Consider the following 23,023-nt stretch of genomic DNA (forward strand, 5'->3'; position numbering starts at 1 on the left):
CCGCTGCAACCCCCCTGCAACGCCACCGCCCGGATGTTGCAACGACACCGTGACGGGCCTCCCACCCGACCGGCGCCGGGTGTACAACGGCTGCGGTCGCGGTCACCGCGTCCGAGGGGTCTCGCACGTCGGCCGCAGCCGCGACCGGGCGACGAGCACGTGACACAGAGAGCGTGTGCTGATGGTGGTCCTCGCGGTGGAGGGGTCGTCGATGGCGGCGATCTCCCACGACTCCCTCCTCATCTTCCTGGTGCAGTTCGCCCTGCTGCTGCTCGTGGCGCGCGCCTTCGGGCTGATCGCTGCCCGGTTCGGGATGCCCTCGGTCGTCGGCGAGCTGCTGGCCGGCCACATCCTCGGCCCCACGATCCTCGGCGGGATCGCCCCGGGGCTGCACGAGGCGATATTCACCCCCGACGACCCCGCCCAGGGCCACCTGCTCGAGATCGTCAGCTTCCTCGGGGTCATGCTGCTGCTGGTCCTGACGGGCCTCGAGACCGACATCGCGCTGATCCTCGCCCGCCGGACGACCGCGCTGAAGGTCAGCCTGGGCGGGATCATCGTCCCGTTCATCACCGGCTTCGGGGTCGCGCTGGTGCTGCCGGACAGCTTCGTCAACGACCCGGACCAGCACCTGACCTTCGCGCTGTTCATGGGCACGGCGATGTCGATCTCGGCGATCCCGGTGATCGCGAAGGTGCTGATCGAGATGCGGATCATCCGCCGCGACATCGGCCAGCTCACCCTGGCCGCGGGGATGGTCGACGACACGATCGGCTGGATCCTGCTGTCCATCGTCGCCGGCCTGGCCTCGAGCGGGGCGGTGTCAGCCGGCGCCGCCGCCGCGAGCGTCATCAGGGTCGTCGGCTTCCTGGCGATCGCGTTCACCCTCGGCCGTTGGCTCGTGGTGCGGATCGTGCGCTGGGTGACCACCGCCGTCCCCGGCGACGGACCGCTGCTGACGACGCTGGTCGTGCTGGCCCTGGGGTTCGCGGCGGCGACGCAGGCGCTGAACATCGAGGCGGTGCTCGGCGCGTTCGTCCTCGGCATCGTCGCCGGGCAGATCCGACGGGTCGACCACGGCATCATCCACACGCTCGAGTCGGTCGCCCTGGCGATCTTCGCACCGGTGTTCTTCGCGAGCGCCGGCCTGCGCGTCGACCTCTCGGCCCTGGCCGATCCGGAGGTCCTGGCCATCGGGGTCCTCGTCCTCGCGATCGCCATCGGCGGCAAGTTCGTCGGCGCCTACATCGGGGCCGCGACCGCCGGGCTGGGGCGCTGGGAGGCGCTGTCGCTCGGCGCCGGCATGAACGCCCGCGGCGCGCTCGAGATCATCGTCGCCACGATCGGGTTGAACCTCGGCGTGCTCACGCCGGAGATGTTCACGATCATCGTCATGGTGGCGATCGTCACGTCGCTGATGGCCCCGCCGCTCCTCCGGTTCCTGCTCCCCCGCGTGCCGATGGGGGAGGAGGAGCGTGCCCGTCTGGCCCGCGAGGAGGGGGAGCGGACCAGCATGCTCGCCGGCGTCCACCGGGTGCTCCTGCCGACGCGCGGCGGCACGAACAGCCAGCTCGCCGCCCAGCTGCTGCAGCGGATCGCCGTCGGGCGCGACCTCGACGTGACGGTCCTCCACGTGGGCGAGGGGGCGCCGGACCCCGAGCGGGTCGGGCGGGTCACCTCCCACCTCGCGGCCGCCCGGGTGCGCCACGCGGTCCGGGACGTCGACCCCGACGTGCCGGCCACGGGCATCGGCGACGCCGTGGTGGCTGCGGCCGCCGACGGCTTCGACCTGATCGTCCTCGGTGCGACGGAGACCCTCGACGACGGCGACCCTGACGCGCCGCTGTTCAGCGGCGTGGTCGACCGGGTGCTCATGACGAGCCCGTGCCCGGTCCTGCTGGTCCACTCGCGCTGGGCCCAGGAGCTCGACGACTCCCTCGTCGACGTGCCCCTCACCCGCATCCTGCTGCCGACGACCGGGACCGATCCCGAGTCCCGCGCGCCGGAGATCGCCTACGCGATCGCGACCGGGGCACCCGCGACGCCGGCGGCCACCCCGCCCGTGTCGGTCGCCGCCGACGGCGAGGTGGCCGCAGGTGAGGGGTCCGACCCGCTCGCGCAGGTCGGCGTGGACCAGCCGGTCGTCGACCTGGTCAGGATCACCGACCCGCCGGCCGGGACGTGGTCCGAAGCCGGTCGTGCCCGCCGGGGTGGCGACGAGCTGGTCAGCCGCGCCCGCCTGATCGGGGAGGAGATCGCCACCGCGGAGGCGGCGATGGGCCTCGCCATGGGGGCGGAGGTGACCACCCGCGTGGAGGTGACCGACGCGCCCAAGGGCACCGTCGTGGTCGACCTCGCCGAGCGGACCGGGGCCAGCCTGATCGTGATGCGCTCGGACGTGCAGCCGATCACCCGTCGGGCGTTCCTCGGCCACGACCTCGACCACGTGCTCCGCCACGCCCCCTGCCCGGTCGCGGTGATCACCCGCGCGTAGCAGGCCCTACGCGGCCGGGTCCTCCTCGCCCTCCCCCCGGTCGAGGTGGTGGGAGCGCTCGACCTCGCGGCCCTCGACCCCGTGCAGGTGGCAGGCGACCGGGCGGCCGTCGAGGTCGGCCCGGGGGACGAGGTGCGGGTCCACCACCCCGCACGGCTCGAAGACCTCGGGGCAGCGGGTCCGGAAGTTGCAGCCCGACGGCGGGTCGAGGGGGCTCGGCACGTCACCGGTGAGGACGACCCGCTGGCGCTGCCGCTCCTCCTCCGGCCGGGGCACGGGCACGGCCGACAGCAGCGCCCGGGTGTAGGGGTGCTGGGGGTCGTCCACCAGCGCGTCGCGCGGCCCGACCTCGACGATCCGGCCCAGGTACATCACCGCGATGCGGTCGCTGACGTGCTGGACGGCGGCAAGGTCGTGGGCGATGAACAGGTAGGTCAGGTCGAGCTCGTCCTGCAGGCGCTCGAGCAGGTTCATGATCTGGGCCTGGATCGACACGTCCAGGCTGGCGATCGGCTCGTCGGCGATGATCAGCTCGGGCTCGCCGGCGAGGGCCCGGGCGATCCCGACGCGCTGGCGCTGCCCGCCGGAGAACTCGTGGGGGTACCGGCCGGCGTGGTCCGCGGAGAGGCCGACCAGCTCCATGAGCTCCCCGACCCGCTCGCGGTGCCGACCGGCGTGGAGCCCGTGGATCTCGAGCGGCTCGGCGATCGACGCGCCGACCGTCCGCCGCGGGTTCAGCGACGCCATCGGGTCCTGGAAGATCATCGCCATCCGGCGCCGCAGCGCGCGGAGGTCCCCGCTCGACAGGGCGGTCACGTCGGTGCCGTCGAAGACGACCCGTCCGCCGGTCGGCTCGACCAGGCGGAGCAGCGCCAACCCCGTCGTCGACTTGCCGCAGCCCGACTCGCCGACCAGACCCACGGTCTCGCCCCGGTCGACGGTCAGCGACACCCCGTCGACGGCCTTGACGTGACCCGTCACGCGGCGCAGCACGCCGGAGTCGCGCTGGGGGAACCACACCTGCAGGTCCTCGAGGGACAGGAGCGGCTCGGTCCGCACCTCAGCCACCTCCGCCTCCGATCGGCTCGCCGGCGAGCGCATCGGGGTAGAACGTCGCCACCCGGTGTCCGTCGCCGACGTCCACGAGCGGGGGCTCCTCGTGCTCGCAGCGCGGGTCGGCCCGCACCTCGCACCGCGGCCAGAACGGGCAGCCGGGCGGCATCGCCACCGGGTCCGGCGGCAGCCCGGGGATCGACTCGAGCCCCTCCCGAACCTCGCCGAGGACCGGCAGTGAGGCGAGCAGGCCACGGGTGTAGGGGTGCCGGGGGTCGTCGTAGAGGGTGTCGACGTCCGCCTCCTCGACGATCCGCCCGGCGTACATGACCATCACCCGGTCGGCGATCCCCGCGACGACGCCGAGGTCGTGGGTGATCCACAGCACCGCGGTGCCGGTCTCGTCCTGCAGCTGCTGGACGAGCTCGATGATCTGGGCCTGGATCGTGACGTCGAGCGCGGTCGTCGGCTCGTCGGCCACCAGGACCGTCGGATCGCAGGCCAACCCGATCGCGATCATCACGCGCTGGCGCATGCCGCCGGAGAACTGGTGCGGGTAGTCGTCGAGCCGACGCGCCGCCGACGGGATCCCGACCTGCGTGAGCAGGTCCACGGCGCGGTCGCGAGCGTCCCGGGCGGACAGGCCGAGGTGCAGGCGCATGCCCTCGGTGAGCTGCCGGCCGATCGGCATGACCGGGTTCAGCGACGTCATCGGGTCCTGGAAGATCATCGCGATGTCGTTGCCGCGGATGTGGCGCAGCTCGTCCTCGGTCGCGCCGACCACCTCGGTGTCGCCCAGCACGATCGAGCCGGACACCCGGGCCGGCGGGGACGGCACCAGCCCGAGCAGGGCCAGGCTCGACACGCTCTTGCCGCTGCCGGACTCCCCGACCAGGGCGACGGTCTCGCCGGCGTCCAGGTCGTAGCTGATGCCGTTGACGACCTCGGCCCGGCCGCGGCGGGTGCCGAAGGCGACCTCCAGGCCGCGGACGCGCAGGACGGTCATGCGGTGTGCCCCCTCGACTCCATGGCGGAGGCCTGCCGCGGGTCCAGCGCGTCGCGCAGCGCGTCGCCGAGGACGTTCAGGCTGAACACGGTGATGAAGATCGCCAGCCCCGGGAAGACCGCCATCCACCACGCCCCGCTGGTGTAGTAGTCCCGTCCCTCGGCCAGCATCCGCCCCCACGACGGGTCCGGCGGCTGGGTACCCAGGCCGAGGAACGACAGCGCCGCCAGGTTCAGGATCGCGAAGGCCAGGCTGATCGAGGCCTGCACGATGACCGGCGCGGCGACGTTCGGGAGGATGTGCAGGCGCATGATCCGCAGGTCCGACGCGCCCGCCGACCGCGCTGCGCGCACGTACACCTCCTCGCGCACGCTCAACGTCCGCGACCGCGCGACGCGGGCGAAGATCGGGATGAAGACGATGCCGATGGCGACCATCGCGTTGGTGGACCCGCGTCCGAGGATCGCCAGCACCGCGATGGCCATGAGGATGGCGGGGAAGGCGAATATGACGTCCATCAGGCGCATCAGCACGTCGTCGAGCTTGCCGCCGAAGTACCCGGCCACGACCCCGACGGCGGTCCCGACCGTCATGGACAGGCCGACGGCGACCAGCCCGACCCGGAGTGAGACCTGCGTGCCGAGCAGCACCCGGCTGAACACGTCCCGGCCCAGGTTGTCGGTGCCGAAGAGGTGGGTCGCCGAGGGGGGCTGGAGCTGCCCCTCCACGACGTTGATCTCGTTGAAGCCGTACGGCGCCACCCACCGGTCGAGCAGCGCGACCACGACCAGGGCGGCGAGGAACGCCGCGCCGATCAGGGCCGGCCGGTTGGCGGCCACGAGCGCGACGGTCCGCCGCCACCGCGGCCGGTCGTCGGCGGCCGGCGGCGCGCCGGCCGCGATCTCGATGCGAGTGTCCTCGCCCATGGTCAGTACTCGATCCGCGGGTCGACGACGGTGTACAGCAGGTCGACCAGGAGGTTGACGACCAGGAAGAAGCCGGCGAAGAGCAGGACAGCGCCCTGCAGCACCGGGTAGTCGCGGGTGAGGACCGCGTCGAGCGCCAGCTGGCCGAGCCCCGGCCAGGCGAAGACGGCCTCGACCACCACCACGCCGCTCAGCAGGTACGCGAGCTGGAGCCCCGTGACCGTGATCACCGGCACCAGCGCGTTGGGCAGCACGTGCTGGCGGATGATCGTGCGCTCCCCCAGGCCCTTTGACCTGGCGGTGCGGACGAAGTCCTCACCCAGGTTCTCGAGCACCGAGGACCGGACGAACCGGGTGAGCACCGCGCCGCTCACGACCCCGACGGTGACGCCGGGCAGGATCAGCCGCCGCGCCCACTCGAGCGGGTCCTCGGTGATGCCGACGTAGCCGGACGCGGGCAACCACCCGAGGTTCAGCGCGAACAGCAGGATCAGCAGGATGCCCATCCAGAAGTCCGGGATCGAGATGCCGATCTGGCTGATCGCCGTCGCGACCCGGTCGGTCAGCTTGCCCTGGCGGATCGCCGAGAAGATCCCCAGCGGCAGCGCCATGGCGGTGGCCACGAGGATCGCGACCGCCGCGAGCGACAGCGTGGCCGGCAGCCGCTCCAGCACCATCGCGAGCACGGTCCGCCCCGACCGGAACGACACGCCGAAGTCGCCCTGCACCACCCCGCCCAGCCAGGAGACGTACTGCTGGAGCAGCGGCTGGTCGAGGCCGGCGCGCGCCCGCAGCGCGTCGTAGGTCTCCTGGTCGAACCGGGTGCCGAGGGCGAGCCGCACCGGGTCGCCCGGCACCAGGTGGATGATCGCGAAGACCAGGACGCTGACGCCCAGCAGGACCCCGAGGGCCTGCAGGACCCGTCGGACGATGTAGCCGGCCATCAGCGCGTCCGGTCGCCGGCCGCCCTAGCCCAGGCTGACGGTCTCGAAGTTGATCGCCCGGTCGGCGCGGATCTGATATCCCTCGACGTCCGGGCTCCACGCCTGGACGACCTCCGGGTTGTAGAGGAACCAGTAGCTGCCGTCGTCGACGATCATCTGCACGGCCTGGTCGTACAGGTCCTTGCGGGCCTCGGTGTCGGTCTCGACCGCGGCCTGCTCGAGGAGGGCGTCGACCTCGTCGTTGCAGTAGCCCTGGTAGTTGTTCGACCCCTCGCACAGGTGCTGGGAGTGGTAGTAGCCGAACGGGTCCAGGTTGCCGAGCCACCCGAGCATGAACGCGTCGTAGTCGCCCTGGCCCTGCCGGTCGAGCCAGGTGGCGAACGTCTCGGTCTGGATCTCGACGGTGATGCCGACCTCGGCGAGCTGGCTCGCGATGACCTCCGCGGCGGTGACCGTCTGGGGGAACTCGTCGGTGACCATCAGCCCCATCGACAGGTCGCTGACGCCGGCCTCGCCGAGCAGCTGCTGGGCGCGCTCGGGGTCGTGGGAGTACGGCGCGTAGTCGGAGTACCAGACGCTGTCCTCGGGGATCGCGGTCTGGTTGACCTGGCCCGCGCCGAACGTGGCGGCCTGGGTGATCGCCTCGCGGTCGATCGCGTAGGCCAGCGCCTCGCGGACCAGCGGGTCGCCGAACGGCTCGACATCGAAGTTGGCGGTCCAGTACCAGTAGTCCTGGGACGGGGTGGTCTCGAGCACGACCGCGTCCTCGCCGCTCAGCTGCTCGATCTGCTGCGGCGGGACGTTGTCGGTCCAGTGGACCCCGCCCGTCTGCAGCTCGGTCAGCGCGGTGGTCGGCTCGGAGATGAAGCGGAACTCGACGGCGTCGACGTTCGGCCCCTCACCCCAGTAGTCGGGGTTCGCGGTCAGGGTGATCGCGTCCGGACCCTGGTCCTCGAGGACGAACGGGCCGGTGCCGTTGGCCTCCGTCGCGAGGTCGAGGTCCTCGGCAGCCCCCTCCGGCAGGATCGCCATGCCCTTGAACCCGCCGATGTTGGCCAGCAGGTTCGGCGTGGGCTCGGTCAACGCGATCTCGACCGTCTGCGGGTCCGGCGCGGTGACCGACTCGACGCTCGCGAAGCGGAAGGCGTTGCTCAGCTCCTCGTCGATGATCCGGTTGAACGAGTAGACGACGTCGGCGGAGTCGAACTCGCTGCCGTCGTGGAACGTGACCCCCTCGGCCAGGGTGAACGTCCACGTCAGGCTGTCCTCTGACGTCGTCCACTCCGTCGCCAGGGACGGTGCCATCTCGAGGGTCTCGGGGTCCGGCACGACGAGGGTGTCGTAGATGTTCTCGAGCACCTGGAAGGAGGGGTACGCCGTCGTGACGTGCGGGTCCAGCTGGTCGGGCTGCTGGCCGATCGCGGCGACGAACGTCCCCGCCGGCGCCTCCTCACCCGCGTCGGCACCGGCATCGCCGCCCATGGCGTCGCCCTCGGTCGCGACGCCTCCGCCCTCCGCCGCCGAGCCCTCGGCCCCTGAGTCCTCGGTCGCGTCCTCCGCCAACCCCTCGCCCTCGACCTCTTCGCCCCCTCCCGAACATGCCGCCAGCACCAGGGCGAGGACGGCGAGCAGCGCGGTCAGACGGGCGGGGGAGGGGCGAGAGGCCATGGGCGCTCCTGTTCGGGTCCTTCAGGTCGCCACTGACCCTACCCCGCGATCAGCCCTTCACCGACCCCTGGGTCAGACCGGAGACGATGTAGCGCTGCAGGTACATGAACAGCGCGACCGTCGGGATCGACCCGATGACCGCGCCCGCGGCGAACGGGCCCCAGCGCGCGCCGTAGCGCTCGTCGATGAACCGGAACAGACCGATCGACAGCGTCCAGGAGTCCTCGGACTGGCCGAGGACGGCGTTCGCCACGACGAAGTCGTTGAGGATCGTCACGAAGGCGAGCAGGCCGACCACGGCGAGGATCGGCGCGGCCAGCGGCAGGATGATCCGGCTGTAGATCTGCCAGTGCGTCGCGCCGTCCACGAGCGCGGACTCATCCAGGTCCTTCGGGATCGTGTCGAAGAACCCCTTGATCAGCCAGGTGTTCACCCCCATGGCCCCACCGAGGTACACGAGGATGAGCCCGCTGATCGTCCCGGTCCCGATCGCCGGCGCGACGTCGCCGACGGCGATCATCATCAGGTAGATCGCGACGAACGCGAGCAGCTGGGGGAACATCTGCACGAGCACCAGGCTGAGCAGCCCGACCCGCCGTCCGGTGAAGCGCAGCCGGCTGAAGCTGTAGGCGGCGAGCGCCGCCAGGACCACCGTGCCGATCGCGCCGGCGCCGGCGACGACCAGCGAGTTGCGGAACCAGGTCCAGAAGCTCGTGTCGAACAGCCGGCGGAAGTTGTCGAGGGTGGGGTTGGTCGGGATGACCTGCTGGCCCGACAACGTGCTGGTCGGGTTGACCGACGCCGAGACCACCCAGACGACCGGGAACAGCGCGAAGGCGACCGCGACGACGCCGACGACGTGGCGCCAGCCGATCGCGCGGAACCACCTGGCGACGGGCCCACGGCCGCCCCGCGAGATCGCGCTCACGCGATGTCCTCCAGGGTGCGGGTGCGGCGGAAGCTCCACGCGGAGATTCCCGCCACCATCACGAAGATGAGGACGCTGATCGCTGCGGCGAACCCGTAGTCGGCGCCACGGCCGGACTCGAAGGCGATCCGGTAGACGTAGCTGACGAGGATGTCGGTGTGCCCGGCGGGGGTCTGGGCGCCCTGGATCGGCGGGCCGCCGCGGGTGACCAGGTACACGATGTTGAAGTTGTTGAAGTTGAACGCGAACGACGCGATCAGCAGCGGCGCGATCGTGATCATCAGGTTCGGCAGCGTGATCCGGTTGAAGCGCTGGAGCGCCGATGCGCCGTCGACCGACGCGGCCTCGAGCATGTCGGCCGGGATCGCCTGCAGGGCACCGGTGGACACGAGGAACATGTAGGGGAACCCGAGCCACAGGTTGATGATCAGGATCGACACCTTGGCGAGCCAAGGGTCGGTGAGCCACGGCAGCGAGGTGCCGAGGATGTCGTTGACCGCGCCGAACTCGGTGTTGAACAGCCCCGCCCACACCATCGCGGTCAGGAACGACGGCAGGGCGTAGGGGATCACCAGGATCGACCGGTACAGCCGCCGGCTGCGCATCCGCGGCTCGTTCAGCGCGATGGCCAGGGCCAGGCCCAGGGCGAAGGTCAGGAAGACGCTCGCGAGCGCGAAGACGTAGTTCCACACGAACACGCGGAGGAACGGCCCGCGGATGAGGGGCGAGGTGAACGCCCGCGTGAAGTTGTCCGTGCCCTCGACCGCCCGCCAGCCGGGCGTCAGGCGCTCGCCGTCCGGTGAGACGAAGTTGCCCTGGACCGGCGCGTACTCGACACCCGTCTGGGTGTCGACGATGACGTCGCGGTCCTCGTCGTAGGTGAGGGTCGACTCCGCCCGGGCGGCGGCGGTGAGCGACTGGAGCTGGATCGCCCCGTCCGAGGTCGGGACGCGCAGCTCCTGCAGGGCCGGCGCGACGTCCTGGGCGGCGACCAGGTCGAGCCGCTCGAAGTCGCCGACGGCGGTGACCACGTCACCCTCCTCGGTGACGTCGCCGAGCTCGTCGAGGGCGACCAGCTCCTCGGCGGTGCCGAACAGCAGCTCGCCGTCGGGGTCGGTGAGCAGCAGCGCGACCTCGCCGTCGGGGTCGGCGAAGGCGGTGGCGCCGTAGCGGATCGCGTCGGGCGGCACACGGGTCCGCTGCGCCAGCAGCTGCTCGATCGCGTCCGGCTTCTCGAGCACGTTCCCCGTGCCGAAGTTCGTGAAGGCGATGTAGCCCGTGTAGAGCACCGGGTACACCTGGAACACGAGCAGGAAGATCGTGCCCGGCACGATGAACTTCGCCGGCACCCTGCCCGGGCGCAGGTACAGCCAGACCAGGACTGCGGTGGCCCCCCACATCGCGACCAGCCCGACCCAGGCCTGCTCGTCGACGAGCCGGCTGGTGAAGACCACCGCGTTGTACAGCGCGAGCCCGAGGACGCTCAGCTTGAGCAGCAGGCCCCAGGCCGACCGGCTGCCGGTCAGCCGTTCGAGCGCGGTCGGCCGGTGGGGCGGCGGGGTGCCCGAGCCACCCGAGGAGGGGCGGGGTCGCCCCTCCTCGGGCCTGACGGCCAGGTCGGTCGGATCGGTCATCGCGCCACCGCCGCGCCGGGTCGGGGCTAGCCCTCGGCGATCAGGTTGCGGATCTGGGCGGCCGCCGCCTGGAAGTTCTCCGTCGGCGTGCCCTGGCCGTCGTAGATCAGCTCGTAGGCGTCGGTCCACGCCGTCCACACCGACCCCATCTCGGGGATCGCCGGCAGGGGCTGGCCGTCCTGGCCGGCCTCGCCGAAGCCCTGGACGTCGGGGTCGTCGGCGACCTGCTCGAAGGCGGCCAGCAGCGCCGGCGGGCGGCCGCCCGCCTCGAACAGCGCCAGCTGCACGTCGGCGGTGCCGATGAAGTCCTGGGCGAAGGTCTGGGCCAGCAGGCCCTGCTCGGAGAACGAGGAGATCATGACGCCCTGGACGCCGACGAACGGCGCGGGGGTGCCGCCCTGGATGGTGGGGATCGGCGTGATCTCGTAGTTGACGCCCTGGGCGCGGAAGCCCGGCGGGTCCTCCTGGCTGACCGCCCACGGACCGGTGATCGCGAACGGCGCGTTCCCCGTCGCGAAGGACTCGACCATCACGTCGTAGGTGATCGACGGGTTGATGAGCCCGGACTCGACCCAGGCACCGAACTGCTCGGCGGCGGCGAGGCCCTCGGGGCTGTCGATGCCCAGCTCGTCGGGGTTGTAGGTGCCGTCGTCGTTGATGCCGAACACGCTGGCACCGAACGCGGTGAACAGCGGGTAGTTGTGGAACGGGTCGGCCGGGTCCGCCTGCAGGGCGAGGGGGATCTCGGCCTCGCCGGACTCGACGAGGGACAGCGCGGTCTGCTCGAGCTCCTCGAAGGTGGCGGGCACCTCGGGCACCAGGTCGGTGTTGCGGACCAGGGCGATGTTCTCGATGGCGTACGGGACGCCGTAGAGCTGACCCTCGTAGGTGAAGGCCTCGACCGCGACCTCGGCGTAGTCGCCTGCGTTCGCGAGGTCGACGGGGGCGACCAGGCCGTTGGTCACCAGCTCGCCCAGCCAGTCGTGCGCGCCGACGATCATGTCTGGCCCCTCACCTGCCGGAGCGGCGGTGGAGAACTGCGCGCGGATCTCGTCGAACGGCAGCTCCTGGAGCGCGACGGAGATCCCGTTCTCCTCGCCGAACTGATCGGCGAAGGGCTGCAGGGCTTCGACCCGGGTCTCGTCGGCCCAGATCACCAGGTCGGCGTCGGCGCGGACGACGGCCTCGGTCCCCTCCTCCGTCGGCTCGGCCGCGGCGTCCTCGGTCGCCTCGACCTCCTCGGTCGCCTCCGCGGCCGGCTCCTCGGTCGGCTCGTCGGCCGCCTCCTCGGTGGGCGCGGCGGCGTCCGCCGGCTCGGTCTCGGTCTCGGTGCCCCCGTCGTCGCCGCCGCACGCGGTGGCCAGCAGGGACAGGACCAGTACCAGGATCGCCATCACGCGCAGGCGCATCTCGGGTCTCTCCTTCGTGTCGCGGTGACTGTGCTCGTAAACCGTACGCAATTCTTGCACAGAAGTGAAGTGGAGCTGCAAAGAATTGCAGGTTAGATTGCAGCCATGGCGGAACTGCGGGCAGCCGGCCGACCGAAGCTGCGGGATGTCGCGGCGGTCGCGGGCGTCAGCACCGCCACGGTGAGCCGGGTCGTCAACGACCGTCCGGGCGTCAGCCAGGAGGTTCGCGATCGCGTCGCCGACGCGCTCCGCCAGATCGGGTGGGAGCCCCCCGGCCTGGCCGGTGGCCGCCGAGCCCGCACGGTCGGGCTGCTCGTGCCCGAGCTGGACAACCCGATCTTCGGGGTGTTCGCGCAGGGGATCGAGAGCCGGCTGGGGCTGAGCGGGATGATGACCACGCTGTGCACGTCCAGGCCCGACGGGGTGGGGGAGGTCGAGCACGTCGAGGCCCTGCTCGAGCTGGGCGTCGCCGCGCTGGTGTTCATCGCCGGCAGCCACGCGGACACGACGGCCGACCACGGGATGTACGCCGACCTGGTCGCGCGCGGCGTCCCGGTGGTCGTCGTCAACGGCCGCGTCCCCGAGCTGCCCGAGGTGGCCAGCGTCACCTGCGACGACGTCGAGGCCGGCCGGATGGCGACCGAGCACCTCACCCGCCTCGGCCACCGGCGCATCGGCCTGGCCGCGGGGTCGCTGCGCTACGTCGCCAGCCAGCGCCGCGCCGACGGTTGGGCGAAGGCCCTGAGCGACGCCGGCCTCGAGGCCGGCGCGTCGGTGGGGCTCGACGTCCCCGAGCGCGACCGCGCGCGGCCGGCCGACGCCCGGACCGCGTCGCCGTTGTGCCAGGACACCTACACGATCGCCGGTGGGCGACGGGCCGCCGACGCGCTGCTCGACGAGGGGGTGACCGGCATCGTCGCCGCGTCGGACCTCATCGCCGTCGGCGCGCTCGAAGCGGTCCGGGCCCGCGGCCTGCGGGTGCCGCAGGACGTGTCGGTGGTCGGCTACGACGACAGCCTGCTGATGGGCTACCTCGACCCGCCGCTCACCACCGTGCGCCAGCCGGTCGACCAGATGTGCCGCGCCATCGCGACGTTGTGCGTCGAGGTGCGCGAGGGCCGGCCCCTGCGCCGCACCGAGCTGGCGTTCCGGCCCGAGCTGATCGCCCGGGCCTCGACGGGTCCGGCACCGGGGCTGGTCGGCTGATCGCGGTGCGCGACGGGGGCGTACGCTCGACGGCGATGACCGTCGACTGGCGCCCCGTCACCGCCGGGCTGCTGTCCGCCGCGGCCGCCCGGTCACCCGACGAGACGATCCACGCCGCGCGGGCGGCCATTGAGGCGGACCCGGCGGCACCCCTCGACCTGACGGGGCTGGCCGCCATCGCGGGCTACTCGACCCACCACTTCGTGCGGCGGTTCGCCCGGGTGGTCGGTCAGACGCCGGGGCGCTACCAGACCAGCAAGCGGATGGAGCTCGCCCGCCACCTGCTCGAGACGACCGACCTCGACGTCACCGCGGTGTGCGGTGCCGTCGGGTACGCGAGCCTCGGCTCGTTCTCCGACGCGTTCGCCCGGGCGCACGGTCGACCGCCGACCGCCTGGCGTCGCCGCATGGCCGCCCTCGCCGGCCTGCGGCCGCGGACCGCACCGGTGCCCTCGTGCTACGCGCACCGCCACGTCGATCCCGAGGAGCTCCGCAACCTGGGAGAAGCGGTCGCCGAGGCCGCTCCGTAGGGTCAGACGCACCCCGCACCGGCGACCCGCGCCGGCCCGACCCGACGAGGAGCCCGACATGATCTCCCGCATGTCCCACGCCACGATCTGGTGCCGCGACCAGGACGAGGCCCTGACCTTCTACCGCGACGTCCTCGGCTTCGCCGTCCGCACCGACCAGTCACTGGGCGACTTCCGCTGGTTGACCGTGTCGCCCCCCGACCAGCCCGAGCTCGAGATGGTGCTGATGCCGATCGGCGGGGGCGGCCCGATGGACGACGAGACCGCCGAGACCCTTGGCGAGCTCGTCGCGAAGGGTGCGCTCGGACCCGGCGTGCTCGCCACCGACGACTGCAGGGCGACGCACGCCGAGCTGGCGGGCGAGGGGGTTCGGTTCCTGCAGGAGCCCGAGGAGCAGCCCTACGGCATCGAGGCGGTCTTCACCGACCCCTCGGGCAACTGGTGGTCCCTCACCCAGCGCCACAGCTGAGCCGTGGCGCCGGGCGGTGCCCCTCGTCAGCTGACGGTCGCGCGGAAGCGGTCCCAGGCGCGGTGGCCGGCCATCAGCGACTTGGCCTCGGCGAACACCGAGGACGCGTCGTCGCCGGTGACCACGCCGACGTCGTCGGTCGGGCACCCCGCGCGCGACAGCGCGGCGACCCCGTCGCCCCAGGCGCCGACCACCTTCGCGTGGCGGTGGCACTCGGCCACCATCAGCGCGATGCGCGGATCGAGGCCCACCCCGTCGTCGGCACCGGCCTTCGCGTCCCGCGCCGGGACGGCGTCGGGGGCCGGGGCCGGGCTGCCTGCCACGAGCAGCGCGTCGAACTCCACCGACCGCGCGGTCGCGAACGTCCGCTGAACGGCCATCCCGTCGACCACCCCGCCGTGCGGCGCGATGAGGAGGGGGACCATGTCGGCGGCGAGGATCGTCTGGCGGAGCATCCCGACGCCGTCGAGGTCGCCGTCGGGGTCGACGACGATGCCGACCACCCTCCCGTCGCCGGGCCACTCTCCACCCACCTGTGACAGGGCGGGGCTCGGCTCGGGGTCGACCAGGTCGATCGTCGGCTCGGGTGCCGGCAGGCCGAGCGCGGTCGCGACCTCGCTGCACAGCACCGGGTCGACGTTGGCGAGGGCCTGGAGCTGGCGCTCCTTGATCGCCTGCTCGTAGCACTTGCCGAGCTCGAAGGCGTAGGCCCGGATGATGTGCTCCTTCTCGACGGGCGTCATGCTCAGCCAGAACTGGCGGGTCTGGCTGTAGTGGTCGTCGAAGCTCGCCGGGTTCTCGCGGACCTTCGTGCTCTCGGCGACGACCTGCGGCACGTCGACGAAGGCCATGTCGTCGGCACCCGCGAAGAAGGGGCAGCCGCCGTCCAGGCTGTTCGGCTTGTACGGCGCCACGCCGCTGTGCACGCCGTGCTGGTGGAACCCGTCGCGGAGCATGTCGTTGACCGCCGCGTGCGGCCGGTTCACCGGGATCTGGTTGAAGTTCGGTCCGCCCAGGCGGGTCAGCTGGGTGTCGACGTAGCTGAACAGGCGGGTCTGCAGCAGCGGGTCGTTGGTCACGTCGATGCCGGGCGGCAGGTGGCCGACGTGGAAGGCGACCTGCTCGACCTCGGCGAAGAAGTTGGAGGGGTTGCGGTCGAGGGTCATCCGGCCGATCGGCTGGACCGGCGCCAGCTCCTCGGGGACGATCTTCGTCGGGTCGAGCAGGTCGATCCCCTCGAACATCTGGTCCTCGCTGTCGGGGAACGTCTGGATGCCGAGCTCCCAGGACGGGTGGGCGCCGGCCTCGATCGCGTCGTACAGGTCGCGGCGGTGGAAGTCGGGGTCGACGCCCCCGATCATCTGCGCCTCCTCCCACGTGAGGGAGTGCACGCCGAGCTCGGGCTTCCAGTGGAACTTGACCAGCGTCGTCGCACCGTCGGCGTCGACCAGCCGGAAGGTGTGGACGCCGAAGCCCTCCATCATCCGGTAGGAGCGGGGGATGCCGCGGTCGGACATGTTCCAGATGGTGTGGTGCTGGGCCTCGGTGTGGAGGGACACGAAGTCCCAGAACGTGTCGTGGGCGCTCTGGGCCTGCGGGATCTCGCGGTCGGGGTGCGGCTTGCCGGCGTGGATCACGTCGGGGAACTTGATGCCGTCCTGGATGAAGAACACCGGGATGTTGTTGCCGACCAGGTCGAAGGTCCCCTCCGCGGTGTAGAACTTCGTCGCGAACCCGCGGGTGTCGCGAACGGTGTCGGCAGAGCCGCGCGACCCGAGCACGGTGGAGAACCGCACGAACACCGGGGTGGTGACCCCCTCGGCCAGGAACCCGGCGCGGGTGACGGTGGACGCGGTCCCGTAGGACTCGAACCGGCCGTGCGCGCCCGCGCCGCGGGCGTGGACGACCCGCTCGGGGATCCGCTCGTGGTCGAAGTGGGTGATCTTCTCGCGCAGGTGGTGGTCCTGCAGCAACGTCGGACCGCGCGGCCCCGCCTTCAGCGAGTGGTCGGTGTCCCGCAGGCGCACGCCGGTGGAGGTGGTCAGGTGGGCGCCCTGCTGCCCCATGGCCGTGGGCGCCGCGCCGGTCTCGGCCCCGGTCGGCGTCCGCGTCTCGGGTGTGCCCTGGTCGTCCTTCGGCGGGAGGGGATCGTGCGGCTCGGTCGGCTCGTCGAAGGGGGCGGGCGCGCTGCCGGGCGTGCCGGGGATCTCGGGCGTCACCAGGTCCGCGGCCTTCTCCGCTGCGGACTCGACGGCCTTGCGGACCGCCTTGGCGGGCTTGCTGGCATCCATGTGGATCTCCTGTCGTGGGGTCGGGCCATGAGGGCCCGCACGTGATGCGCTACCCCGGAACGGCTGCCGCACATCCGCCCGTCGGAGATCCGGGCGGTGGCCCGACGGCCGTCAGCCGTCGAGCACCGCCGCCACAGCCTCGAGGACCGCGTCGGCCACCGCAGCCGGACCGCCGGCGACGAGGACCTCCCCGACCTCGCCGGCGTGGTCGGTCAGCAGGGCAGCGGTCTCCGGGCTGCTCGCCAGGTCGTCGGCGTGGACCAGCCCCAGCGCGCCGCCGAGGACGTGCGCTGCCGGGCCGGCGGTCAGGGCGTCGGGGAAGTCCTCGCCGGAGGCCAGGAGCAGCGGGTCGAGGTCGACCCCGGCGGCCAGGGCGGCCTCCACGATCAGCGCGGCCGTGTCGTAGCGGGTCGCCCCACCGATCCGCTCGACGGCGTGCCCGCGGTCGCCGAGCGCGGTCTCCACCGCCGCCGACACCGCCGCGGTGCCGCCGGCGACCACCACGTCGCCGGCGTCGCCGAGCAGCACGTCCAGCGCCTCGGTCGTGGCGTGCGGCATCGCCTCGGTCGATGTCAGCAGGATCGGGGCGCGCCCCGACGTGGCCAGGTTGGCCGCCGCCAGCGCGTCGGGGAACGCGTCGGCCCGCGCGACGACCACGGCGCCGACGGCGCCGCCGAGCTGGACGACCTCCTCGCCGATCAGTCGCGCGGTGTCGAAGCGATCGATGCCGGCCAGGCGCTCGACGGTGTCCACGATGCCGGCGACGGCGTCCTCGACCGCCGGCGCCAGGGCCGCGGTGCCGCCGGCCAGGTAGACCGTCGTCGCGCCGAGCCGCTCGAGCTCCGCGGCGACGGCCGGGTGCAGCGCCTCGGTGCCGGTCAGCAGCAGCGGCCCGTCGACCTCTGCGGTGAGGGTCGCCGCCGCCAGGGCGTCGGGGAAGTCGTCCGCGCGAGCCAGCACCACGGTGTCGGCGCCGTCGGGGAACGCCAGCTGCGCCAGCGCCACCGCGGTCTCGACGCGGGACTCCCCGGCGACGCGGTCGATGGCGCCGCCGGCGAGGGTCGGGGCGGGCTGGCTGAACACCTGCAGCTCGGCCGCCCGCACCTCCCGGTTCGGCGGGCTGAGGACGGCCCGGTCCGGGCTGGCCGCCTCGGAGTCGCAGTCGGGCAGCTGGAAGATCGGGTCCTGCACCGGGTTGGCCTCGCCCTGGAAGTCCGGCCCGCCGGTGCACTGGTTGTCGCGGACGACCAGGCGCAGGTGCGTGGCCTCGACGTCGTCGACGTCGAAGGCGCGGAGGGTGAGGTCGGGGACCTTCGGCCGGGGTCGGCGGCCGTCGAAGGCGTCATCGGGCGACTCGTAGATCGTCGTGAACCCGCCGTCGCTGGCGCAGTCGTCGCCGGCGTCGGCGTTGCAGGCCAGGATGTCGAAGGACCGGAGCGCGCTGAACCGGCTCTGCCCGCCGGGGTCGGGTTCCTCGGGCCCCTCCTCCGGGTCGTCGTCCTCGGGGGTCCCGATGATCGGGTCCTCGTCGGCGATGACCTCCGGGCGCAGCATCGCCGACACCTGGACCTCGGCCACCGGCACGGCCGCATCGCCGGCCAGGTCGACGGTGACGGTGCGGCCGGCGACCTGCTCGCCCTCGACCGGCTCGGCCGGGGCGTCGTCGGCGCGGGACGCCCAGTTGGTCTCCTCGGTGTCGTCGATCAGCAGGTCGAGGTTGACCCCGACCCCCGCGATCGTCGCGCCCGAGGACGCCGAGGCGACGTTGCGCCGCAGCGGCACCTCGACGGTCCGCTCCTCCCCGGCGCGGAGGTCCAGGGAGAACCGGTAGCCGCCGAAGCCGGGCGCCGTGGCGATCAGGTCGTAGGAGCCGGGGACCAGCGACGCGGTGTCACCGATCTCGACGGGCTCCTCCTCGCCGTCAGCGGGGTCCTCCCCCTCCACCGGCTGGTCGGGGTCGTCGACGGCGGTCTCGTCGAAGGTGTTCGCGATCGGGACCGCGCGGGCCTCGTAGTGGCCGACGAACACCTCCATCTGGGTGTCGGCACCCCCGTCGCCGCCGGCGGCGAAGGTCACGGTGGCCTCGTCGTCGGACTCCGGGCTCGCGAAGGACGGCACCGGGTCGGGGTCCTCCGGACCGTCGCTGGCTGCGTCCTCGCCGAGGCCGCGGCGGGCGAACGCCCGCCACAGGACCTCCTGGTTGGCGCCGTCGAAGCGCATCACGTCGGCGGCGAGCATCGCGTCGCGCGAGTCGACCATCGACGGGTCCGGCGGCTGCAGCAACAGGCCATCGAACATCAGCTGGGCCCAGCGCCGGTTGCCGGGGCAGGCGTCGGCCGGGCGCTCGCCGCGAGCGCAGGACTCCTGCAGGGCGAGGTCGTCCGAGGGGTGGGTGGCGTCGTACACCGCGTTCATCGCCTCGGCCAGGTCGTAGTTGACCGCCGACCAGATCTCGCCGTCGGCGTGCGGGCTGGTCGTGCCGTTGCCGTCGTACTGGATGTCGGAGTAGTTGAGCGGGCTGGCGTTCATCCCGTAGTTGCGGATCCCCGCCTGCGGGTCGCCGGTGACGTAGGGCGCCAGCGCGTAGGGGTTCACGTCCTCGCCGGCGGTCAGGCCGAAGCCGCGGAAGTACTCGGCGAACGCGAGGTCCGACCAGCTCTCGGACTGCCCTTGCGTGGCGCCGAGGGTGGTGTCGGGACCGGCGGTCATCCGGCCGGAGATCGCGTGGGCGTACTCGTGGGCGACGATCGCCATGTCGTAGGCGCCGTCGGTGCAGGTCGCGTAGAACGACCCGGCGAGGGGCTGCCACAGGTACTGGTTGGTGATCCCGGGGATGCCGTCCTGCAGGGTGATCTGGTTGGCGTTGTCCCGCCCGTTGAACGTCAGCCGGCCCGCCTGGGAGGATCCGAGCTCCGGGTCGCCCTCGACCCCGCCAGCACCGAAGTTGGACTGCTGCAGGTTCGCGTTGACCTCTGTGAAGCCGAGGGAGTAGCTCCAGTCGTGCATCCGGTTGTGCATCGCGAAGAGGTTGTAGGTGGAGGCGTCGTCGTCGTTGTCCGTCGCGAAGTTCGCCGGGTTGCACTGCGACTCGAACCAGGCGTTCGTCCACGGCGCGTCGTAGGTGCGCGTCGGGTCCGGCGCCGGCCGGTCGACGATCGTGTCGGGGGTCAGGAAGCTGGCCTCGGAGATGGCGGTCGAGGCGTTGTTGCCGGCCGTCGTCAGGCTGGGCACCCCACCGGGCAGGACGTCCCACGGCGAGCGCGAGGCGGTGTTGGTGATGTCCCGCTCGCAGTCGTCGGCCAGGTCGCCCCAGCACCACAGGACCCGGGTGTCGGCGGAGGGGTCCTCGGCTGTGGTCAGGTTCGGGTTGGTCGGGAAGACCAGCCAGCGGGGGAGGGGCACGCCCGCGCCGACGCCCGCGGAGGCGGTGAAGATGCCCTGGTAGGGGATCTCCGGCGCGGCGGCGCCGTTGAACGGGCAGATCCTGACGACGTAGTCGCCGGCGGGCAGCCCCCCGGCCGGGGAGTACACGAGCGCCTCGGGGCTGGTCAGCAGGTCCTGGGTGGCGACGACCTCGCCGTCGTGGGCGAGCTCGATCGTGATGTCGTCGTCGGACACCCCGGTCGGGGTCAGCGCGGCCGCCCCGACGGTGATGGTCTGGTTGCCCTCGGCGACGGCGAAGACGTGGTCGGGGCCGCACGCGCCGGGCGCGGTGGAACCGGAGAACTGCCCGCCGGAGGGGGTGCCCTGGGCCAGCAGCACGCCGTCCGCGGTGTCAGCCAGGTGCTCGACCCGGTTGGTGCGGTACCAGACGGTCCCGTCGGCCGCGTCGACGAAGGCGATGAACGCGACGGGGTTGCCGTGGTCGTCGGCGTCGGGCTCGCTGGCCAGCAGCGTCACCTCGTAGGCGAGCCGCACGCCGTCGGTCGGGGTGGGCAGCGCGACGGTGCGGACCCGCTGCAGGTCGGCGGTCGTGGTGGCCTCGAACGTGGTCCAGCCGTCCTCCACGACGTCGCTCGGCGCGAGGGCGCCGAGGTCGAACCCGACGTCGGCGGCGACGGCCTCGATCGCGGCGATCGGGTCCAGCGCGGCGGTGCCGCTGACCTGGTCGTCACCGGTGACGGTGGAGGAGACCCAGGCGATCGCCCCGTCGGCGGTCACCCCGATGGTCAGCAGGCCGTCCCGGCCGGCGGGGACCGTCGCGCCGTCGACGTCGAAGGTCTGGCGGAACAGGACGACGTGGGCGACGTCGGGGTTCTGGACGGGCTGGCCGTCACGTGCGCGCGCCAGGTCAGGGCTGTCGTACAGGGGGGAGTCGCGCAGGACCTCCAGTCGCTCGACCGCAGCCTGGTCCAGGCGGAACAGGGCGGCGTGGTCGGCCACGAACGCCCGGGCGACGTCGACCGCGGACCCCTCCGCCGGTCCGGTGAGGGTGCCGCCGTGGTCGATCAGGACGTGGGGGGTGCCGAAGTCGTTCCACACCGCGCGGGTGGCACCGAGCCGGTCAGCGGCGGCCAGCTGGTCCGCCGTCGGGGTGATCCGGCCGAGCCGGCGGTCGAGGTCGTGGACCCGCGCGTGCCCCTCGCCCTGGATCCCGTACTCGAGCAGCCGCGCCACCCCCTCGGGCACCAGCCCCCCGTCCTGAGCGGGCGCGACCGCGGGGACCAGCCCCACCACCAGGGCGACCACCGCCCCCAGCGCCCATCGCCGTACCCGTCCTCCACCGCTCGGTGACATGTCCACGTCGCACCCCTGTGTCGGTCGCCGTGGATCGCACGGCGCTCAGGAGGGGGTTCGACGCGCACCCGGCGCACACCTGCCCGGCACGGCGGGGGTCGTCGGGGTCGGCGGGTCGCCGGACCAGGGCTCAGATCTGAGCGCCAGCTCCGTGGCCGGACCCCGCACTCAGATCTGCGGTCCAGGTCGCCGGACCCAGGGCTCAGATCTGAGGGACAGGTCCGTGGGCAGACCCCGCGCTCAGATCTGCGGTCCAGGTCGCCGGAACTCAGCGGAGGGGGCGGGCCGTCGACGGCAGCGGGAACGGGAGGGCGGTCTCGCCCATCAGGTGCTCGTCGACCGCCGCGGCGCACGCGCGGCCCTCGGCTATGGCCCAGACGATGAGGGACTGGCCGCGGCCCATGTCGCCGGCGACGAACACGCCGGGGACGTCGGTGGCGTACCGCGCGTCGCGGACCGCGTTGGACCGACCGTCGCGGGGGATGCCGAGCTGGTCGATCATCGAGTCCGGGTCCGGGCCGAGGAAGCCCATCGCGAGCAGGACCAGGTCCGCGTCGTAGCGGAAGTCCGTCCCCTCCACCTTGTGGAACTGCCCGTCGCGGAAGACCACCTCGTGGCCCTCGAGGGCGGTGACCTTCCCGTCCTCGCCGACGAACCGCTCGGTGTTGACGCTGTAGATCCGCTCGCCGCCCTCGTCGTGGGCCGAGGTGACCCGGTAGGTCATGGGGTAGGTCGGCCACGGCTGGGACGACGGCCGCTCGTCCGGCGGGCGGGGCATGATCTCGAACTGGCGGATCGACGCGGCGCCCTGGCGGTGGGCGGTGCCCAGGCAGTCCGCGCCGGTGTCGCCGCCGCCGATGATGATGACGTGCTTGCCCTCGGCGGTGATCGGCACCTCCCGGGGGTCGAGGTCGCCCTCCTGGGCCTTGTTGGCCCACGGCAGGTACTCCATCGCCTGGTGGATGCCGTCGAGCTCGCGGCCGGGCACGCCCAGGTCGCGCCAGTTCGTCGCGCCGCCCGCGAGGACGATCGCGTCGTACTCGGCCTGCAGATCCGTGGCGGGCACGTCGACGCCGATCTCGACGCCGGTGCGGAACTCGGTCCCCTCCGCCTCCATCTGGGCGATGCGCCGGTCGAGGTGGCGCTTCTCCATCTTGAACTCGGGGATGCCGTAGCGGAGCAGCCCGCCGATCCGGTCGGCGCGCTCGTACACGACGACGGCGTGGCCGGCGCGGGTCAGCTGCTGCGCGGCTGCCAGACCAGCCGGGCCCGAGCCGACGACGGCGACCTTCCGACCCGTCGACTCCTTCGCCGGGACCGGGGTGACCCACCCCTCGTCCCACGCCTTGTTGATGATCTCGACCTCGACCTGCTTGATCGTGACCGGTGGCTGGTTGATGCCGAGCACGCAGGCCTGCTCGCACGGGGCCGGGCACAGCCGCCCGGTGAACTCGGGGAAGTTGTTGGTCGCGTGCAGCCGGTCGATCGCCTTGCGCCACTGGTCCTTGTAGACTAGGTCGTTCCAGTCGGGGATCAGGTTGCCGAGCGGGCACCCGTCGTTGCAGAACGGGATGCCGCAGTCCATGCAGCGGCTGGCCTGGCGCTGCAGGACGTCGTGGTCGTGCGGCTCGTAGACCTCCTGCCAGTCCTGCACGCGCTCGGGCCGCGGCCGGTACTGCGGCAGCTCCCGCTGGCGGATCTTCAGGAACCCTCTCGTGTCTCCCACGG

15 protein-coding genes are annotated in these 23,023 nt (G+C 72.5%); 4 read left to right on the forward strand and 11 right to left on the reverse strand.

Translation table 11 applies throughout. The features are described from left to right. The first annotated feature begins 181 nt into the window (after window positions 1-181). Complete coding sequence (locus tag ACEQ2X_RS04595) at window positions 182-2,494, forward strand: cation:proton antiporter (RefSeq protein WP_370324600.1); 2,313 nt, start codon at window positions 182-184, stop codon at window positions 2,492-2,494. Between the two features lie 6 nt (window positions 2,495-2,500). On the opposite strand, the gene ACEQ2X_RS04600 is transcribed toward ACEQ2X_RS04595, so the two are convergent. The 8 genes from ACEQ2X_RS04600 to ACEQ2X_RS04635 all read right to left on the reverse strand — a co-directional run bounded on the left by ACEQ2X_RS04600 (window position 2,501) and on the right by ACEQ2X_RS04635 (window position 12,062). Then, window positions 2,501-3,595, reverse strand: coding sequence for an ABC transporter ATP-binding protein (locus ACEQ2X_RS04600; RefSeq protein WP_370324601.1), 1,095 nt, complete (start codon window positions 3,593-3,595; stop codon window positions 2,501-2,503). Next, window positions 3,555-4,553, reverse strand: coding sequence for an ABC transporter ATP-binding protein (locus tag ACEQ2X_RS04605; RefSeq protein WP_370324602.1), 999 nt, complete (start codon window positions 4,551-4,553; stop codon window positions 3,555-3,557). Before ACEQ2X_RS04605 ends, ACEQ2X_RS04600 begins: the two co-directional genes overlap by 41 nt. After that, on the reverse strand, window positions 4,550-5,479 hold the full coding sequence (locus tag ACEQ2X_RS04610; RefSeq protein ID WP_370324603.1) for an ABC transporter permease: 930 nt from the start codon (window positions 5,477-5,479) through the stop codon (window positions 4,550-4,552). Before ACEQ2X_RS04610 ends, ACEQ2X_RS04605 begins: the two co-directional genes overlap by 4 nt. A gap of 2 nt (window positions 5,480-5,481) precedes the next feature. After that, window positions 5,482-6,423 (reverse strand): ABC transporter permease, encoded by a 942-nt coding sequence (locus ACEQ2X_RS04615; RefSeq protein ID WP_370324604.1) that lies wholly within the window; start codon window positions 6,421-6,423, stop codon window positions 5,482-5,484. Between the two features lie 24 nt (window positions 6,424-6,447). Further along, window positions 6,448-7,905 carry an ABC transporter substrate-binding protein gene (locus ACEQ2X_RS04620; RefSeq protein ID WP_370324667.1) on the reverse strand — a complete coding sequence of 486 codons (1,458 nt, stop codon included), beginning with the start codon at window positions 7,903-7,905 and terminating at the stop codon, window positions 6,448-6,450. 235 nt (window positions 7,906-8,140) lie between these two features. Next, window positions 8,141-9,019: a sugar ABC transporter permease gene (locus ACEQ2X_RS04625; RefSeq protein ID WP_370324605.1), complete on the reverse strand. Its 879-nt coding sequence runs from the start codon at window positions 9,017-9,019 to the stop codon at window positions 8,141-8,143. Further along, window positions 9,016-10,653: an ABC transporter permease subunit gene (locus tag ACEQ2X_RS04630; protein WP_370324606.1), complete on the reverse strand. Its 1,638-nt coding sequence runs from the start codon at window positions 10,651-10,653 to the stop codon at window positions 9,016-9,018. The genes ACEQ2X_RS04625 and ACEQ2X_RS04630 overlap by 4 nt, the downstream gene beginning before the upstream one ends. Before the next feature lie 26 nt (window positions 10,654-10,679). Then, window positions 10,680-12,062 (reverse strand): extracellular solute-binding protein, encoded by a 1,383-nt coding sequence (locus ACEQ2X_RS04635; protein ID WP_370324607.1) that lies wholly within the window; start codon window positions 12,060-12,062, stop codon window positions 10,680-10,682. Between the two features lie 105 nt (window positions 12,063-12,167). Between ACEQ2X_RS04635 and ACEQ2X_RS04640 the strand changes: the two genes are divergently transcribed. Genes ACEQ2X_RS04640 through ACEQ2X_RS04650 form a run of 3 tightly spaced genes read left to right on the forward strand, consistent with a single transcriptional unit; the run spans window position 12,168 to window position 14,267 of the window. Further along, window positions 12,168-13,268, forward strand: coding sequence for a LacI family DNA-binding transcriptional regulator (locus ACEQ2X_RS04640; RefSeq protein ID WP_370324608.1), 1,101 nt, complete (start codon window positions 12,168-12,170; stop codon window positions 13,266-13,268). Between the two features lie 35 nt (window positions 13,269-13,303). Further along, window positions 13,304-13,798 (forward strand): helix-turn-helix domain-containing protein, encoded by a 495-nt coding sequence (locus ACEQ2X_RS04645; RefSeq protein WP_370324609.1) that lies wholly within the window; start codon window positions 13,304-13,306, stop codon window positions 13,796-13,798. A 58-nt stretch (window positions 13,799-13,856) separates the two neighbouring features. After that, entirely contained in the window at window positions 13,857-14,267 is a 411-nt protein-coding gene (locus ACEQ2X_RS04650; RefSeq protein ID WP_370324610.1) for a VOC family protein, read from the forward strand. A 26-nt stretch (window positions 14,268-14,293) separates the two neighbouring features. On the opposite strand, the gene ACEQ2X_RS04655 is transcribed toward ACEQ2X_RS04650, so the two are convergent. From ACEQ2X_RS04655 to ACEQ2X_RS04665, 3 genes are all read right to left on the reverse strand, one after another. After that, the gene (locus ACEQ2X_RS04655; protein ID WP_370324611.1) at window positions 14,294-16,558 is read right to left on the reverse strand and encodes a catalase; all 2,265 of its coding nucleotides are present in this window, start codon (window positions 16,556-16,558) and stop codon (window positions 14,294-14,296) included. Window positions 16,559-16,669: 111 nt separating this feature from the next. Next, on the reverse strand, window positions 16,670-21,295 hold the full coding sequence (locus tag ACEQ2X_RS04660; protein WP_370324668.1) for a M36 family metallopeptidase: 4,626 nt from the start codon (window positions 21,293-21,295) through the stop codon (window positions 16,670-16,672). A 268-nt stretch (window positions 21,296-21,563) separates the two neighbouring features. Next, the gene (locus tag ACEQ2X_RS04665; RefSeq protein ID WP_370324612.1) at window positions 21,564-23,021 is read right to left on the reverse strand and encodes a glutamate synthase subunit beta; all 1,458 of its coding nucleotides are present in this window, start codon (window positions 23,019-23,021) and stop codon (window positions 21,564-21,566) included. Window positions 23,022-23,023 lie beyond the last annotated feature (2 nt).

Origin of the sequence: Euzebya sp. (assembly GCF_964222135.1) — a bacterium.
GTDB lineage: Bacteria > Actinomycetota > Nitriliruptoria > Euzebyales > Euzebyaceae > Euzebya.

What these genes read in the sequence shown, in the direction of transcription:
- ACEQ2X_RS04655 (WP_370324611.1), bottom strand. Translation starts at nt 16,558, where the DNA reads ATGGATGCCAGCAAGCCCGCCAAGGCGGTCCGCAAGGCCGTCGAGTCC.
- ACEQ2X_RS04595 (WP_370324600.1), top strand. Translation starts at nt 182, where the DNA reads ATGGTGGTCCTCGCGGTGGAGGGGTCGTCGATGGCGGCGATCTCCCAC.
- ACEQ2X_RS04615 (WP_370324604.1), bottom strand. Translation starts at nt 6,423, where the DNA reads ATGGCCGGCTACATCGTCCGACGGGTCCTGCAGGCCCTCGGGGTCCTG.
- ACEQ2X_RS04600 (WP_370324601.1), bottom strand. Translation starts at nt 3,595, where the DNA reads ATGCGCTCGCCGGCGAGCCGATCGGAGGCGGAGGTGGCTGAGGTGCGG.
- ACEQ2X_RS04635 (WP_370324607.1), bottom strand. Translation starts at nt 12,062, where the DNA reads ATGCGCCTGCGCGTGATGGCGATCCTGGTACTGGTCCTGTCCCTGCTG.
- ACEQ2X_RS04640 (WP_370324608.1), top strand. Translation starts at nt 12,168, where the DNA reads ATGGCGGAACTGCGGGCAGCCGGCCGACCGAAGCTGCGGGATGTCGCG.
- ACEQ2X_RS04620 (WP_370324667.1), bottom strand. Translation starts at nt 7,905, where the DNA reads ATGGGCGGCGATGCCGGTGCCGACGCGGGTGAGGAGGCGCCGGCGGGG.
- ACEQ2X_RS04605 (WP_370324602.1), bottom strand. Translation starts at nt 4,553, where the DNA reads ATGACCGTCCTGCGCGTCCGCGGCCTGGAGGTCGCCTTCGGCACCCGC.
- ACEQ2X_RS04660 (WP_370324668.1), bottom strand. Translation starts at nt 21,295, where the DNA reads ATGTCACCGAGCGGTGGAGGACGGGTACGGCGATGGGCGCTGGGGGCG.
- ACEQ2X_RS04610 (WP_370324603.1), bottom strand. Translation starts at nt 5,479, where the DNA reads ATGGGCGAGGACACTCGCATCGAGATCGCGGCCGGCGCGCCGCCGGCC.
- ACEQ2X_RS04630 (WP_370324606.1), bottom strand. Translation starts at nt 10,653, where the DNA reads ATGACCGATCCGACCGACCTGGCCGTCAGGCCCGAGGAGGGGCGACCC.
- ACEQ2X_RS04645 (WP_370324609.1), top strand. Translation starts at nt 13,304, where the DNA reads ATGACCGTCGACTGGCGCCCCGTCACCGCCGGGCTGCTGTCCGCCGCG.
- ACEQ2X_RS04650 (WP_370324610.1), top strand. Translation starts at nt 13,857, where the DNA reads ATGATCTCCCGCATGTCCCACGCCACGATCTGGTGCCGCGACCAGGAC.